The following is a 16,837-nucleotide window of genomic DNA, read 5'->3' on the forward strand; positions in this document are numbered from 1 at the left end:
AAAATTCACATGACAATCATACACAAATTTCTTAAAAATTAGCAAGAGGAAAAAAAAATATGTCAGAGAAAAAAACGATAATAATACCGATAAGCGGTATGAGTTGTGCTGCCTGTGCTGCTTCAACAGAAAAAGCAATACGGTCACTTAGCGGTGTGTTTGAAGCCGGAGTTAATATTGCAACACACAAGGCTACGGTCACATACAATCCCGCACTTACATCGCCTGTGGAAATTGCCGGGGCCGTAAAGCGTGTGGGCTTTGCGGCAGTTATTACGGAAAGCGATACATCTAACGCAGAAACCAATGACGAACGCAGCGTTTTAAAATTTAACCTGATAATAAGCGCAACACTCTCGGCTGTGATAATGGCTGGCTCTATGTTTACAGTTCCAGTGCTTTCTAATCAGTGGTTGCTGCTTATATTTGCCAGTGTGGTGCAGTTTTGGCCTGGGGCTACGTTTTATAAAACGGCACTTTCGGCGCTAAAGCACTTTTCATCAAACATGAACACACTTGTAGCTGTGGGAACATCGGCAGCGTATTTTTATAGTGCCTTTGAAGTGTTGTTTCCAAACACCATCTCTCATCACGGAACGCATCCCCACTTGTACTTTGAAACTGCAGCAGTAATCATAACGTTTGTTCTTATGGGGCGTTTTCTTGAGTTAACGGCACGGGGGCGCACCTCTGAGGCTATCAAAAAACTTATTGATCTGCAAGCTCTCACGGCATCAGTAATCAAAGACGGTGTGGAGCATCAGGTTGCAATTGATAAAGTAACAGTTGGAGATATGTTGTTAGTAAGGCCTGGGGAGAGGATACCCGTAGATGGAGAGATAACGGATGGAGGCTCGGCAATTGATGAATCTATGATAACTGGTGAAAGTTTACCGGTAGATAAAGGTGCCGGAGATAAAACTTATAGCGGAACGGTTAATACCTCCGGAGCTTTTATAATGCGCGCCATTAAAACAGGGCAGGAATCAACGTTAGCCAGGATTATTAAACTCATAGAGGAGGCACAGGGCTCTAAGGCTCCAATCCAGAGGCTTGCTGACAAAGCGGCTGCTGTGTTTGTACCCTCAGTGATAGGGATAGCCGCTCTGACCTTTCTGCTATGGTTTGTGTTTAGCGATGGCGGGGCCAAAGCTATGATGTCTGCAATTGCGGTATTGATAATAGCATGTCCGTGTGCTTTAGGGCTTGCAACGCCGACAGCCATAATGGTTGCTGCAGGGTTGGGAGCACAAAGGGGAATTTTAATACGAAACGCCGAGGCTCTTGAAAACCTGCACAGAGTAAAGGCAATAGCATTTGATAAAACCGGAACAATTACTGATGGTAAGCCTGCCGTTACAGGTATTTTTGTTGAAAGTGGAATGGACGAAAGTGAGGCTCTTAAAATAGCCGCATCAGGCGAGCACTACTCAGAGCACCCTATAGCAAAGGCAATAGTGGCTGAAGCCATAAGCCGCTCAATTGAGCTTTTTGCATTTGATACGTTTAGTTCAATAACAGGAGGCGGAATAACCGGCACGATAAATGGCGGTAAGGATACGGTTTTAATCGGAGGAGAAAAGCTCATCACCAGTTCAAAAGTGGATTTATCCAGCTTTAATGATAAAATTACCTCTATTTATGATGAGTCTAAAACAGCAGTCATACTATCAATTAACAATAAAGCACAAGCGGTATTTTCCATAGCAGACACAGTTAAAGTAAGCTCCAAGGCAGCCATTGGGCAGTTGAAACACTATGGGATAGTGCCTGTCATGCTTACCGGAGACAATGAAACTGTGGCACAGTTGATTGCCAAAGATGTCGGCATAGATCGGGTGTATTCTGGGCTATACCCTGAGGATAAAGTAAAAGTAATCAGAGAGCTAAAAAAAGGGATGTTTACTGCAATGGTGGGAGACGGTATAAATGACGCTCCGGCACTGACAGAGGCGCACGTTGGTATTGCCATGGGCACAGGAACAGGGATAGCAGTGGAATCAGCCGATATAACCCTTATTAAGGGTGACTTACTGAGTGTTTATGAAGCAATCAGACTTTCACATCTTACGATTAAAACAATAAAGCAAAACCTGTTCTGGGCTTTTCTCTATAACATCATAGGAATACCTGTGGCTGCCGGTGTTTTGACACTTTTTGGCGGCCCTTCTCTAAACCCCATGCTTGCCTCACTTGCAATGTCTCTAAGTTCCGTGTCGGTTGTTACAAATTCACTGAGGCTTAAAAATAGTGTTTGATACGAGTTCTTTCCTTAATAATGTATTTCTAAGCCGTCACTCCTCAATCAAAGCCTCTTTTCTGTAGAAGTTTTTCCAAACAGAATATCCAACAGCTGTCAACATGCAGACAATATGAATAACCACAAGTGTTTTTCGCATTAAAGGAATACCGCCGGAAATAAACAGCGCTATCCAGTTTATCCGTGCTACGAATAAAAGCAAGCCTATCGGAAATATCAGGAAAAATATACCAAGACTTGCCATATAGCCAAACAACATACCTCTGCCGATTGTTGACACTAGTTTGTCCCAGTCTGTACTGTTTTCCATTTTTCTTTAACCTCCGTTTATATGTTATCCTAATTCTAATTCAATTGTCTAACTTCGTTGGCATCGTCAAAAAGCTCCTCAACGTACTAAAAGTACGCCTGCGTCGCTTTCTCCTTGCCGCCTTGTTATACTTCTGAATTAAAATTAGAATTATTTCCTGTTGTTTTTTGTCTTTTCATAAATCTCGTCAATAATGTGGTTATGTTCTTTTGCGGCTTTTTTGGAGAGCTGATCACAGAGTTCGTTTTCGGTGTCTCCAATGTGCCCGCGTATCCATTGAAAATTAACTTGATGCTTTTCAGTGAGTGTCAGAAGTTTTTGCCATAAGTCGGGATTTAATGTTGGTGTGCCGTCTTTTTTGTGCCACCCCCGCTTTATCCAGCTCTGTACCCACCCTTTTGTCATGGCATCAACGAGTAACCTTGAATCACTGTAAATGCTTACAACACATTTTTTTTTCAATGCCGAAAGCCCTGCTATTGCCGCCATTATCTCCATGCGGTTATTGGTTGTCAGGCGATATCCGCCTGTGACCACTTTCTGCTTGCCATCAAATTTTAAGATTGCAGCATAGCCGCCGGGCCCGGGATTTCCAACACACGCTCCATCCGTGTATATCTCAACATCCGGTATGTATATAATACTAGTCACACTAAACCCTTAACTGCCCGTCTCCCAGCACTATGAACTTGCAGCAGGTCAAATCCTCTAATCCCATAGGGCCACGGGCGTGGAGCTTATCGGTTGATATTCCAATCTCTGCGCCCAAACCAAACTGTCCGCCATCATTTAGCCGTGTGGAGGCATTAACCATCACCGCAGCCGAATCCACCTCTTTTAAAAACCGCATAGCGCGGCTATGGTCTTTTGTCACTATTGCCTCAGTGTGAGAGGAGCTGTATGTGTTTATGTGCTCTATGGCCTCATCAAAGCCATCCACTACGCGCACGTTCATCTTGAGTGCCAGATACTCGTTGTGATAATCGGTGTCCTTTACTGGTTTAAGCTCAGGGCATAACTTAAGAGTCCTTGCGCAGCCCAGAATTTCTACTCCGGCTGCCATAAGCCGCTCTGTCATTTTAGACAAAAACCGCTCTGCAACCGGCGCATCAACAAGCATAGTCTCCATAGCGTTACATGTGCCAGGCCGCTGCACTTTTGCGTTAAAACATATGTCAGAGGCCATCTCTAAATCGCAATCCCTGTCCACAAACACGTGACACACTCCCTTATAGTGCTTAAGCACTGGAATTGACGAATTTTCCACGACCGCTCTTATCAAACTCTCACCGCCACGTGGAATTACCAAATCCACAAGCGTATCAAGTTTCAAAAGCTCCATTATGGCAGCTCTGTCGGTGTTTTCTATAAACGTTACAACGCCATCATGTAATCCCTCGCTTCTTACCGCCTCCTTTAGAATTGAGACAATTGCGGCATTTGAATTAACCGCCTCAGAGCCGCCGCGCAGGATGACTGAATTCCCGGCCTTTATACAAAGCCCTGCGGCATCTGCCGTCACATTTGGCCTTGACTCGTATATTATGCAGATTGAACCAATGGGGCCCCGCATTTTACCAACCATCATCTTATTGGGGCGTTTCCACATTTTTATGATTTCACCAACCGGGTCGGTCTGAGCTGCAACCTCGCGGAGCCCTGTTGCCATCTCCTCTATGCGCTTTAGATTAAGAGTCAGTCTGTCAATCATTGCATCGCTTAGGCCAGCGGCTTTTGCACTTGCAACATCTTTTGCATTTTCAATTATTAATTTGTTGCTTTGTGACATTATTAAATCTGCCATTTTTAGCAAAATTCTGTTTTTGACTTCAGTGTCGGCTACCCCTATTGATCTTGCTCCTGCTTTAGCCTCCCTGGCCTTTGTTTCCACGTATGCTCTCACACTCAACTACCTCCACGGTTTTCTTATCTGCTTCCTCGCATATACTATATATGGATTCGGCTATTTTTTCCCACGTGCAATTCCTTGCGTGTTCTAAGCCCTTTGCTATCATATCATTTCTGTAGTCATTATCTCGTATAACCATTAAAATCAGCTTACCCAAAGTGACAGCATCATCTCCTTTAAAAAAAAGAGCGATATCCTTCCCTGTTTCATAAAGTGCCTCAATGTTTGACGATATTACGGGCACACCCGATGCCATGGCCTCAAGGAGCTTCATCCCTGAGCCCTCAGACAGTGACGGTTCTATGAAAATATCCGAGGCGGAATACCACATAGGATGTTCCTCACTCGTTACCGTGTCAATGTATATCAGTCTTTCATCCTCCGGCAGCTCTTCGTCATAGCGGTCGCGCTCTCCTATTATAACAAGTTTATGCGGGATACGGTCACATATTTCAAAAAAAGCCTTAAACAGAGTCTTCAGATTTCTGTATGGAAACAGTGTGCCAAAATAAAGTATATACGGAGAGTTTATATCCTTTGACTTTATAAATTCCAGTTTACTTTCAGCAGATACCGGTTTGAAAAAATGTGTGTCAACCGCTGCTCCTGTCACATGAATATTATCCCGCTTTAGATTAAATTCCCTTATGAGTTCGTTTCTTATAAACTCAGACATAGTTACGACCTCTATATGCTCCTGTGGGAGCTTCTCCAGGTAGCCGCGAAAGTACTGCCCGATAAGCCCGTCCGTTTGTGCATACAAAGGATTTAAGTCAGACACGGTAACTACAATCGGTGTAGTGGTGACTACCGGAAATTCTGTGTTTGGGCAAAACAAAACGTCTATTTCGTATTCTTTTAACAGATACGGTAAAACGGTGTTGTTAAACATGAGTCTGTTGAGGTTGTTTAACAGATTGCGGGGGCCTGATATATCCAGAGGGGTATTAACAAGGCGGTAGTCACCGGCTTTCCACAGAGGATACGGAGCAAACACCGTCGTGGATTGCTCCATAAGGCACAGAAGCCGCCCAACCTCCCGTGTAAACAAATTTGCGTTACCCGGTCCCAGACCGGAAAATGCGGCGTTTATTCCTAATTTCATTACTTTTGCTACATCCTTATTTATAGATTTCTTGTATGTTGATAAGAGTCTTCAAGTTATTATAGTATAAAAGAGTGAGTTATAGTAAGTTTATAATTTTTTTGGTAAAACCATAAACATCATAAGGGGGTTAGCCTGACAGGAATTGTAGTTTCAGGGTTAATAGTAGGGTTAATGCTGGGCTGGGTGCTTCAGCGCGGGCGGGTGTGTATGAACTCAGCCTTCAGAGACATTATTTTTGTTTCCGATACGGTTATTTTCAGGGCCTACTTAACCGCCCTTTTAATAACAATTGTCGGGGCAAATTTTTTGGAAGACTTTGGACTTGTTAAGACACTCTACAGACAGGGTTTTATGCCTTTGGCCAACATCTTTGGAGGCTATATCTTTGGCATAGGAATGGTTGCAGCCGGAGGGTGTGCAAGCGGTATATGGTACAAGGCAGGCGAGGGAATGGTTCCCTCCTGGGTGTCGGTTTTAGGTTTTGTTGCAGGCCTGCTTACTACTACTGAGGGAATGCTTTTGCGTCTTTACCAAATACTTTCAAATTATCAGTTGTGGCTCACTAATGAGGGAATACGGCTCCTTAGCACAAAAGAGGTCGAGCACTACTGGGCTGCCCAAATTGATATCTATCCTTTGACACTGTATAACTTATTGGGCATTAATAAGTGGATAGTTATAGCTGCACTGTCTGTATTGTTTATATTGTTTATATTGCGTGGGGAGTTTTCCTCTAAAGCAAAGCCGCGGGTGGGATATGTGTGGTACATATCAGGTCTCCTGCTGGGGCTTATTGCAGTTGCGGCATGGTGGGCATCTGACCACTTTGGCGGCAAACCGCGTGGACTATCGTTTTCTGGTCCCACTATTGAACTATTCAGGTGGATTGCTCAGGGGGATGAACCCACCTGGAGTGTGTTTATGATAATAGGGCTTATGTTGGGCTCATTCGGAAGCGCAAGAGCGCTCAGGGAGTTTAAGTTAAAAACCAGCGCTGATGCCCGTGAGATGGTAAAAGTCTTTTTGGGAGGAATTCTTATGGGGTTTGGCGCTGCTGTCGGAGGAGGTTGTAATGTTGGCCACGGCCTTACCGGAGCTTCCACTTTAGCTGTCTCAAGCATAGTTACAACGATATTTATAGTTTTAGGTAATTGGACTATGGTGTATTTTATGTTTATCAGACCTATGAGGGATGACTAATAATACCAAGTAGCCTTCAATCGTCTAACTTTGTTGGCTTTGTCGCAAGCTCCTCAGCGTACGAAAAAGTACGCCTGCGTCACTTGCTCCTAGCCGCCTCGTTATACTTCTGAATGCAACTCGGTATAAAAATAATAAATTACAATTACAACCTATGGAGGTTTAATGCTATGATGACAAAACCGGTTTTATCGCTGTTAACTTTATTGACAGTGTTTTTTTCAGTTGCTAAACTTGACGCTGCTCCTAATACATTTGATGCCATAAACACAATGGAGGAGCTCTATAAGTCCTCTGAGACATGTGCCGGCTGCCACGGCAACATATATAATCAGTGGAAAACATCCGTGCACGAATCCTCGTTGTTGCACTCTCTTGACGGGATATACTCTTTCATAGTGGAGGGGATAGAGAGAGATCCGGCGCGAAAAGGCAGACCTCTGAAGACTGAGATTATGAAATGCCTTGGCTGTCATGCTCCCGTCATGGAATATGCATCGGAAAGACTCGTTAAAGATGTGGTGGATGCCATAAAAATGGCAGGAGGGAAAACCGCAGATAAAGACGCTAAGCAAAAAGCAAAAGAGCTTCTTTCGCACCTAAATGTCTCCTGTATCGTTTGCCACAACCTAAAGGCCGTGCCGCCTCCCAATTTTCCTGAAAAGCAAACCATGTACGGCATCAAAGGGAATGGCAACACACCGTATCACAGTATAAAAAAGACTACTTTTCTTGACAACGCCATATTCTGTATGCAGTGTCACGGGGTTTATACGGCACCGGACAGGGAGCAGATAATCTGCAGCACCATAGCGCAAAGTTACAGGGATCAGTACGTGGCAGCAGGAGGGCAGGTTACATGCCAGGAGTGCCACATGAAAAAACACAACCGTGGCCACACTTTTCCCGGTGCCTATGTGACAGATACGCTAAAGGAATCCATGACATTAGAGGTAAGTGCCCGTGCCATTAAAACTCAGTCCTATGGGGATAAAAAGTGGATACCTGCCGCTGCAATCACAGTGGACATTACAAACAACGCCGGACACAGAATACCGGATGGCTGTCTGTGGACATCAAGAGTGCTGCTTACGGTGACAGCCACAGGTGAAAACGAAAAGGTTATCTGGTCAGCCAGAAAGGAATTCTTTGAGCCTGGCATTGACATAGAGGGTAACAGACGGTATGACGCATGGGAGATTAAAGACATTTTAGACTATTCTCTGCCTCCCAGAAAGACGACCACTGAGAAATACTACGCCGTATTCCCTGAAAAGGAAAAACTCGTTAAAATTGAGGTTAATATCGTCTATATACACAAAGACGGCCTGCAATTTCCGGTTAATACAGAAAGAAAAGTGTTAAAATATAATTAATTATGGGACTTGATGTTAAAAATATTTTAAAAAAGCTGTCCTTTAACACATTTATACCGTTTTTCTATCCATTTATGATGCTGCCGCTTAAGGGTTTTAGAAAAGAGGCGGTGCAGATGTGTAACTTTAAGGCCGGTGATAAGTTGATTATCCCCGGAGTTGGCACCGGTTACGACCTGCCCGATATTCCAAGAGGGGTAGTGATATACGGAGTTGACATAAGTGATGTTATGCTTAGCATTGCAAAAACCAAGTTAAAACTTCACGAAAAAAACAATAACATTAACCTCAGTATCATGGATGCCGAAAAACTGGATTTTCCCTCCAATACATTTGACAAGGCAATACTGGGACTATTTCTGACCTGTGTGTATAATCCTCAAAAGGCTTTTGCTGAAATTGTCAGAGTCATGAAACCAGGAGGCGAAATCCTGATATATGACCACCTGCTACGGACAAATAAGTGGACACAGCCCATCATATCGCATTTGGATGTCTTGATGAAATATAACTTTTGCAGCGTCATAAGGATTTTTGAGGATGTGATAAAAGACCAGCCTGTCAAAGTTGTTCAAGTAAAGAAAGGAGACCCTTTTGGTTTTATAAGAGGGTTTTTATTGCGTAAGGATGTTTAACCAGCCATTTTCCATACTACTGCTGTAATCTCTATGTTTTCATTATAGGCCATCACTTTTTAACTGTGAAATCACATAATATGTTGTTGAATGTAATGCTGCGTCTAAATAATGCTGCCAAAACACATTTGACATTTGTTAAATGTTTATGCACAATACAAAACATCTCAGGCAGTGGAGTTATAAACTTGTCTGAGTTATTCTTTCGTTACAGAAATTTGCCGGCAGGCCATTATGGAATTATTAACTATATTAAAAGAAGAAAGCGGCTCTCAGGAGGGTTATGTTAATCTCACTCACGGCCGGGTGTGGTATAAGATTTGTGGTATAAACACTGCAGGGCTGCCTCTGATAGTTGTCCATGGAGGCCCTGGGTTTTCACACGATTATCTTGAACCTCTGAGCGCACTTTCTGATGAGCGTCCGGTTATTTTTTACGAGCAGCTTGGCTGCGGAAACTCAGATAAATGCAGCGGTACCTCCAGATGGAACGTTGATTACTTTGGCAGTGAATTTGATAAGGTCTGTGCAGCACTAAACCTTAAATCCCGTCATATATTGGCTCATTCAGGTGCAGCAACTTTTGTTGTGCCCTCTGTGCTGTCAACTAAATGTCAGGGAGTTGCAAGTTTAGTTCTTGCAAGTCCTTTATTAAGCAGCAAAAGACTGACTGAAGACATTAAGAGCGCTGTAGCCATGCTGCCTGATGATTCTAAAATGATTCTTAGCACTTGCGGTAATCACTCTGAATCGTCTGTTAAAACTTTTACAGACGAGCAATTTACAGAGGCTATGACGGTCTGTTATAAGGAGTTTTACTGCCGCATAGACCCCTGGCCGGATTGCCTTAACAGAAGTTTAGAAAGGCTGAATCAAGAAATTTTTAACACTATGGTTGGTACAAGCATTTTTGACTTTACCGGAAATCTCAAAGACTATGATATAACTGACAAATTAAAAGGGCTCAGCATCCCGGTTCTTGTGACTTTTGGGGCATATGAGGAAAAGTTTTCAAATACAGGTACGTATTACAGCAGTAAAATACCCGGAGCAAAGCTGGTAATTTTTAACAACTCTTCTCATATGCCTCACCTTGAACAGAAGAGCGAATACATTAATTGTGTCAGGGAATTTCTTAGCGCACATGATTGATTAAACATCTCTTATGCCAGACAAATTATCAAAGATAACGCCTCCTGAGCTGCACAATGTAGTTCAACGCAGGAGGTGTTTTGATATAGTTGACTTAGCTATGGAGGAAACTCCCATCGTGTGGATGTCAGCCCCTGCAGGTTCCGGTAAAACCACGTTAGCGGCAAGCTATCTCAAAAACAGACGTATCCCTCACCTTTGGTATCATGTTGATAAAAACGATATTGATATTATGACATTTTTTAATTATATGAGCACGGCATTAAAGCCGCATATTAAAACCCAACTATTACCGAGTTTCACATCAGATAACATCAAAGACATAGTGTCCTTTACGCTAACGTACTTTGAGAGATTGTTTGCAGAGATTGAGACTCCATTTATCCTTGTCTTTGACGATTGTCATGATATACCCTCAGATTCAATGTTTCATGATGTGATGGCTAAAGGATTATCTTTGCTGATTAGTGGTATAAACGTAGTGCTATTAAGCAGAAACGAGCCGCCACCTGCTTATATCAGATTGAAAGCAAACAGAAGTATCAGCCTAATACAATGGAACGATGTGAGGTTTACACTGAAAGAGACGACAGAGCTGATTAAGAACACTGTAAAACATACCTTCGAAAAAGATACGATTGAAGATATATATAATAATACTGATGGCCTTGTAGCCGCTTTGATACTTACCATTGAGCAGATTAAAAAAAATCCTGCTCAATACACAGGCGCAGTTACACAAGGTCTGTTATTCGATTTTTTTTCAGGGAAGGTATTTGAAGCTGCAGACAGCGACGTTCAGGAGTTTCTACTTAAAACCGCATATTTCCCAGAGTTTACCGCAGAAATGGCAATAGCGCTGACAGGATATACTCTAACTCAAAAGCTGTTAAGACGTGACAGGGGAGGGTATTTTCTTACAGCAATACATTCAAACAATGCTGTGACATTCAGGTATCACGCACTATACAGAGAATTTCTGTTAAGGCAAGCTCAGGTTTATTATAGACAACAAGTCCGTGAGATAACTTTGTCAGCCGCCGATGTTTTAGAAGAATCCGGATACATTGAACACAGCATCCAACTGCTTATAGAAATCAAACATTGGGACAGACTTCAACGACTTTTGCTTAAAAGTGTGCCGGGTTTGATAGCAGACGGAAGATATAATATTATTGATGCCTGGTTTTTGGCTTTACCGGATGAGTTTTTACAGGAGCAGCCGTGGCTGCTATACTGGAGTGGCATTAACAAGTTTTCCTTGAATCTTGAGGATGCCAGAAAAATACTTGAAGCCGTTTACCTTTTATTTAAAAAGTTAAAAGAATCCGAGGGACAAATATTATCGCTGTGTGCAGTAATAAAGGCTTTAGTTATGGAGTGGAGGAATTTCCATCCTCTTGATCATTGGATTAAGGAGTTTGAAGAGGAGTTAATCGAGGTCTATAGAAGCACTGACTCAATTGAAATTAAAGAAGAGGTAGTTGCAAGTATTGTTACGGCTTTGATATTTCGCCAACCAAACCACAAGGACATTGATTACTGGTTACAAGAGGCTGACAATATAGTTTTACATTCAAAAAATGCAGAAATACGGATGTATATTGGCTATAATCTCACTCTTTACTATCTATGGACTGGTAGTGTATATAAGGCTGGTAACACTATAGAAACGTTACACCATGTGTACAGAAACACCCAAAAACACCTTCTGTTAAGACTTATGTGTATGAGATGTGAATGTATGTGTACATTGTATAAAGCTTCATACAAGGATACGCTAAAAGTTGTTGAGGAGGGACTTAAGATTGCTGATGAGACTGGTTTGCACTTAACGGATACAATGTTTTTAGGGTTAGGTATCTACTGTTTTCTTGCTCTGGGCAACAATGAGATGGCAGAAGTTTATATGCAAAAAATAATATCTTACATGGGAGATATTCAGATCTATGGATTCTACTACTATCAGATGGCATCTTTGATTGCATATGCCAAAGGGAACTTTTCCACTGCGATTGAGTATGGGGAGAAAAACATAGAATATACGGAACAATACGGCTGCCAACTTATGCAGGGAGTACATTTATCTATACTTGTATGTTTATTGGCAGAAGCTGGATATAATGACAAGGCTCTGCTTTATTTAGAACATCTTAAGAGAATTGGGCTTACTGCGAGGAGTTTACTTTTTACATATTTTTCATTAGAAATCGAAGCTCTTATTTCTGTAAATAATAATGACCTGCAGAGGTTTGAGGTAAAAATTGAGGAATTTGTAAGGATAGCTAAAGTTACAGGAATGAAGGGTATGCTTCCGTTTCGTAAACATGTCCATATCTTATGTAAAACAGCGCTGGAAAGAGGAATTCAAACTGACTACGTAAAAGAAATCATAAGGCTTCATAATCTGACTCCGGGCGGCGACATGATAGATGACTGGCCGTATCCGGTTAGAATACACACATTTGGACGATTTAAAATCGAAAAGGACGGCAGGATATTAGAGTCCAGGGGGAAAATGCAGCAAAAACCACTTGCGCTGCTTAAAGAATTGGCTCTCTCTGAGGTCGGGGGTGTTAGTGCAGAGAAAATCTCAGAGTTTTTGTGGCCAGACTCTGATAGTGAAGCGGCTAAAACATCCTTTAACACGACGCTTCACCGCACTCGTAAGATGCTGGATTCTGAGGATAACAACTTTATACTTTACCATGATGGAAAAGTTTCACTAAATCGGAAATTTGTATGGACAGATGTTTGGGCTTTCAACTATCTTAGCGAACGGGTGGAAGAGCTATACAAAAATCGTACTGTAAACAGCGCAGCGTCAGATGATGATTTTAAAGAGGTTTTAGCTTTGTTGCTTAAAATCTATGATTTGTTAAGAGGATATTTTGTTTTACCAAACGAGGGGCATTTATTGCACCATGCCCCCTCCGTACAACAGCGAATCAGGGGCAGCATCTCCAAACTTGTGCATTGTGTAGCAAAATGGTGTCAGGATACAGGGGAGTTAGAAAAGGCAGATGAAATAAAGCAACTTTTTCAGATGATTACAGCACAGCAAGATATAGAAATTGACGGACTAACCTTGTGACTCAGGTGTCTTTGCTAAGTATCTCGGTTTTTGTTGTTTTTACCGGTATTTCTCTTTATGTGGATATGCACTTCAACAAAAAGGACACGCAAGTCAGCGTAAAAAGCGCTGCCGTGTGGTCTGTCATCTGGGTACTGCTGGCGTTGTTATTTGCGGGTTTTATTGCTGTTACAGAAAGCACAGTTCATGCCTCACTGTTTACGGCGGGTTATTTTCTTGAAAAATCGCTTTCAGTGGATAATCTGTTTGTTTTTATGGCTATATTTGGTAGTTTCACTATAGAGGACAGGTATCAGCAAAGGGTATTGAATTTTGGAATTATTGGAGCGATTATTCTTAGGGTAATCTTTATTTTTGCAGGGACGTCATTGTTGCTTCTGGGAGCATGGGTCAATGTCATATTTGCGTTGTTTGTCTTATGGTCAGCCTGGCAAATGTATAAGCAAATCGGCAAAGATGATGAAAAAATCCACGATTACACGAATCATTGGTCAGTGAGGGCGGCAAAGCGTCTGATGCCTGTTTATCCGTATCTTAAGGATAACAAGTTTATAATAAAACACAATGGAAAGCGCCATATTACACCTCTTATGCTTTGTTTAACGGCGTTAGTGGTAGCTGATGTAGTGTTTGCTTTTGACTCAGTGCCTGCCGTTATAACAATCACACAAGTGCCGTTTTTAATCGTTACGTCCAATATATTTGCGATTCTCGGTATGCGCTCTATGTACTTTCTGCTTGCTACTGCTAAACGTTATGTGTGTTACTTAGAAATTTCTGTAGTCTTAATATTGGTATTTGTAGGGTTAAAAATGCTGTTGGACTTTTTTGATATTTATCATATATCGCCTGCAATGAGCCTTGGTGTGTTATTTTTGGTTTTCGGCGGCTCTGTTGTCTTATCACTGATATATCCCCAAAAGATAAATTAATATGGGATGGCACTATCCACAAAAAAGATGTACATATTAAAGGATTTTAGAGATTATTTTGATTCAACAGGGGTTTTGATTTCAATAATTAATACATCAAGCGATTTGGAAAGTTCCTCTGTCTCCTGAGGACTCATTCCGCGTTGTTCTTTACGAACTGCCTTAGTTCTGATAATGTTTATCCAGTGTTGATAATTAATTTCCTCTTTCTGTGTAAGAGTCTTAGCTTTTTTCCTCTCATCCAAAACCATTTGTGCCTCTTTAAGCTTTGCAGAAATTTCCTTATTTCTAACAGTGGCTTTTGTTGCTGTAAACTCAGCTCCTGTTTCATCTGCCAATATAAACAGTGTCAGAACAACTGGAATCACTAAAAAACAAAATTTAAGTATGCGCAAAAGCAAACCGTTCATCAATAAGTTATCCCAAAATGTCTTCTTCGCCATTTTACTCTGTGTAAAGTTCTCCGTACTTGTAGTTTTTTATAAAATTATGGAATTCCTCCACAACATGTGATGAGATATTTTTTTTTCTGTAAATGAGAGACATATCTCTCAAAATTCTTTCATTTTGTACCTTTAACGCTTTGAGGCCTCCGTTAATTACATCCCTGCGAACCACAAGCTTAGAAAGGAATGAGCCTCCTACTCCTGCATAAAGACATTCCTTTATCGCTTCAACACTGTCTGTTATAAGAAACACCCGAAGATTCTGCATGCTTAAGCCCTTTTTTATAAAAAACTGCTCGATGGCTAACCTTGTGCCGGACCCCTCCTCTCTTACTATCACAGGCTCTTTCATTATAGTGTCAAGAGAGACCGAGGACTCAGACGACAACTTATGGTTGCTGCTGACAACAAAAAAAAGTTCATCATCATAAACTTTTTCTACAATAAACTTCTGTCCCTTCATATCAGACTCAACAAATCCAATATCAACACTTGAGGAATTTATCATATCCACTACTTTTTTAGTGTTTCCGATTTTAAGATGAATTCGTGCCCGCGGATTGATCTTTATGAAGTCAGCAATAATCTGAGGAATAAGGTAATTTCCTATCGTAAGGCTTGCTCCTACCCTGATGCTGCCCTTTGTCAAACCGGTAATTTTGCATATCTTTTTTTCAGCATCCCCATAGAGTGACAAAATGTCCTTAGCATACCGGTAGAGAATCTCTCCGGCAGGGGTTAAAGATGTGCTGTTTGTTGTTCTTTCAAATAGTTTTGTGCCATAATATTCCTCAATGACCTGTATCTGGGCACTGACTGCAGGCTGAGTCAGATGGATTATCTCTGAGGCCTTTGAAAAACTCTTAAGCTCAGCAACCGTACAAAACACACGTAGCTTATAGTCCTCCATTGCCCTCCTCAGTCGCCAAAGTGCTGATAGCAAGCTTAAAGGCTAAACTTACGGCCTCATCAACATCCTTTGCTGTAACAGTTCCGGGAATGTCCCAGCTCTTAAGCGTAACCACAGGTTTTTTCAGTTGAAGCCCATACGCTATTTCAGAAAGCGTGCCATACTCCCCGCCTATTGCAATGAGTGCGTCTGCTGTGTGAGCTATCACGGAGTTTCTTGCGATGCCGAGTCCGGTTGCTATTGTGATATCTACAAAACTGTTGGCAGATTTCTTGTCGGCCTGAGGGACAATACCAATAGTTAATCCCCCGGCTGACTTTGCACCCTTTGAGGCTGCCTCCATTACGCCGGTTAAGCCTCCGGTCACCAATAGGCCGCCCTTTTCAGCTATCAGTTTCCCTGCCGTAAGAGCGGCCTCAAGGTGCCAGTCACTAGCGACTCTGCCGCCTATTACTCCAATTTGTATCACACTAAATCATTTAAATATCATAGTAGAGGAAAAACTCATAAGGATGGGGTCTCAGTCTCATGGCATCCACCTCGTTGGCTCTCTTATACGATATCCAAGTCTTAAGGGAATCCTCGGTAAATACATCCCCCTTTAAAAGAAAATCGTGGCTGTTCTCAAGATTAGTCAAAGCCTCATCAAGACTCCCCGGCATCTGGGGCACTGATGCCAACTCCTCCGGCTCAAGATCATACAAGTCCTTATCAAGCGCCTCACCCGGGTCTATCCTGTTCTGCACGCCGTCAAGTCCAGCCATCAGCATTGCTGAAAATGCAAGGTACGGATTACAGGACGGGTCTGGATACCTGACTTCACATCTTTTTGCCTTAGGGCTCTGAGAATACATAGGGATTCGGATTGAGGCTGAACGGTTTCTTGCAGAATATGCCAAATTTACCGGCGCTTCAAACCCCGGCACCAGTCTCTTATAGGAGTTAGTTGTAGGGTTGGTTATAGCGGCTAATGCCTTTGAGTGTTTAAGAATTCCGCCTATATAGTGTAAAGCCATCTCACTAAGCCCTGCGTAGCCGTCTCCTGCAAATAATGCCTTGCCGCCTTTCCACAGACTCTGATGGGTGTGCATACCGGAGCCGTTGTCGCCAAAAAGTGGTTTAGGCATAAAGGTCACTGTCTTGTTGTTTTTGTAGGCCACGTTTTTAGTTACATACTTAAACATCATCACATAGTCAGCCATCTTTACCAGTGGGGCAAATTTCATGTCTATTTCAGCCTGTCCTGCCGTTGCCACCTCATGATGCTGTGCCTCTATCTCTATGCCACATTTCTGCAGCACCATGACCATCTCAGAGCGAAGGTCTTCAAACACATCGGTTGGGGACACAGGGAAGTAGCCCTCTTTGTGGCGCGGCTTGTAGGCAAGGTTTGGTTTTTCGTCACGCCCGGAGTTCCATATTCCCTCGATGGAGTCTATATAGTAGTAGCCCTCATTGGTTTTCTGGTCAAAACGTACATCGTCAAAGATGAAAAACTCAGCCTC

At 42.3% G+C, this 16,837-nt stretch carries 15 protein-coding genes; 7 read left to right on the forward strand and 8 right to left on the reverse strand.

All coding sequences use genetic code 11. From position 1 onward, the window contains the following. Positions 1-59: 59 nt before the first annotated feature. The gene (locus HQK88_14810) at positions 60-2,258 is read left to right on the forward strand and encodes a copper-translocating P-type ATPase (GenBank protein MBF0618070.1); all 2,199 of its coding nucleotides are present in this window, start codon (positions 60-62) and stop codon (positions 2,256-2,258) included. A gap of 36 nt (positions 2,259-2,294) precedes the next feature. Here HQK88_14810 and HQK88_14815 read toward each other — a convergent pair whose 3' ends face one another. The 4 genes from HQK88_14815 to HQK88_14830 all read right to left on the reverse strand — a co-directional run bounded on the left by HQK88_14815 (position 2,295) and on the right by HQK88_14830 (position 5,584). Beyond that, positions 2,295-2,570: a hypothetical protein gene (locus HQK88_14815; GenBank protein ID MBF0618071.1), complete on the reverse strand. Its 276-nt coding sequence runs from the start codon at positions 2,568-2,570 to the stop codon at positions 2,295-2,297. A 150-nt stretch (positions 2,571-2,720) separates the two neighbouring features. After that, positions 2,721-3,203: a ribonuclease HI gene (rnhA, locus tag HQK88_14820; GenBank protein MBF0618072.1), complete on the reverse strand. Its 483-nt coding sequence runs from the start codon at positions 3,201-3,203 to the stop codon at positions 2,721-2,723. A gap of 19 nt (positions 3,204-3,222) precedes the next feature. After that, positions 3,223-4,479 (reverse strand): glutamate-5-semialdehyde dehydrogenase, encoded by a 1,257-nt coding sequence (locus HQK88_14825; GenBank protein MBF0618073.1) that lies wholly within the window; start codon positions 4,477-4,479, stop codon positions 3,223-3,225. Further along, complete coding sequence (locus tag HQK88_14830) at positions 4,436-5,584, reverse strand: glycosyltransferase family 4 protein (GenBank protein ID MBF0618074.1); 1,149 nt, start codon at positions 5,582-5,584, stop codon at positions 4,436-4,438. Before HQK88_14830 ends, HQK88_14825 begins: the two co-directional genes overlap by 44 nt. Before the next feature lie 174 nt (positions 5,585-5,758). Between HQK88_14830 and HQK88_14835 the strand changes: the two genes are divergently transcribed. The 6 genes from HQK88_14835 to HQK88_14860 all read left to right on the forward strand — a co-directional run bounded on the left by HQK88_14835 (position 5,759) and on the right by HQK88_14860 (position 13,976). Further along, the gene (locus HQK88_14835; GenBank protein MBF0618075.1) at positions 5,759-6,787 is read left to right on the forward strand and encodes a YeeE/YedE family protein; all 1,029 of its coding nucleotides are present in this window, start codon (positions 5,759-5,761) and stop codon (positions 6,785-6,787) included. A 170-nt stretch (positions 6,788-6,957) separates the two neighbouring features. Continuing rightward, complete coding sequence (locus HQK88_14840) at positions 6,958-8,163, forward strand: hypothetical protein (GenBank protein ID MBF0618076.1); 1,206 nt, start codon at positions 6,958-6,960, stop codon at positions 8,161-8,163. 2 nt (positions 8,164-8,165) lie between these two features. After that, complete coding sequence (locus HQK88_14845) at positions 8,166-8,798, forward strand: class I SAM-dependent methyltransferase (protein MBF0618077.1); 633 nt, start codon at positions 8,166-8,168, stop codon at positions 8,796-8,798. 234 nt (positions 8,799-9,032) lie between these two features. Then, on the forward strand, positions 9,033-9,950 hold the full coding sequence (locus HQK88_14850) for a proline iminopeptidase-family hydrolase (GenBank protein ID MBF0618078.1): 918 nt from the start codon (positions 9,033-9,035) through the stop codon (positions 9,948-9,950). A gap of 13 nt (positions 9,951-9,963) precedes the next feature. Further along, the gene (locus HQK88_14855) at positions 9,964-13,044 is read left to right on the forward strand and encodes a hypothetical protein (protein MBF0618079.1); all 3,081 of its coding nucleotides are present in this window, start codon (positions 9,964-9,966) and stop codon (positions 13,042-13,044) included. Further along, complete coding sequence (locus HQK88_14860; protein ID MBF0618080.1) at positions 13,041-13,976, forward strand: TerC/Alx family metal homeostasis membrane protein; 936 nt, start codon at positions 13,041-13,043, stop codon at positions 13,974-13,976. Before HQK88_14855 ends, HQK88_14860 begins: the two co-directional genes overlap by 4 nt. A gap of 53 nt (positions 13,977-14,029) precedes the next feature. On the opposite strand, the gene HQK88_14865 is transcribed toward HQK88_14860, so the two are convergent. The 4 genes from HQK88_14865 to glnA form a co-directional block, all read right to left on the reverse strand. Then, complete coding sequence (locus tag HQK88_14865; GenBank protein ID MBF0618081.1) at positions 14,030-14,386, reverse strand: hypothetical protein; 357 nt, start codon at positions 14,384-14,386, stop codon at positions 14,030-14,032. A 34-nt stretch (positions 14,387-14,420) separates the two neighbouring features. Then, positions 14,421-15,332 (reverse strand): LysR family transcriptional regulator, encoded by a 912-nt coding sequence (locus HQK88_14870; GenBank protein ID MBF0618082.1) that lies wholly within the window; start codon positions 15,330-15,332, stop codon positions 14,421-14,423. Beyond that, positions 15,319-15,801, reverse strand: a complete 483-nt coding sequence (locus tag HQK88_14875; GenBank protein MBF0618083.1) for a TIGR00725 family protein — start codon at positions 15,799-15,801, stop codon at positions 15,319-15,321. Before HQK88_14875 ends, HQK88_14870 begins: the two co-directional genes overlap by 14 nt. Positions 15,802-15,811: 10 nt before the next feature. Further along, positions 15,812-16,837 (reverse strand): type I glutamate--ammonia ligase (gene glnA, locus HQK88_14880; GenBank protein MBF0618084.1); only part of this gene is annotated, 1,026 nt, incomplete at its 5' end.

Source organism: Nitrospirota bacterium (assembly GCA_015233895.1).
In the GTDB taxonomy this organism is placed as follows: domain Bacteria; phylum Nitrospirota; class Thermodesulfovibrionia; order Thermodesulfovibrionales; family Magnetobacteriaceae; genus Magnetomonas.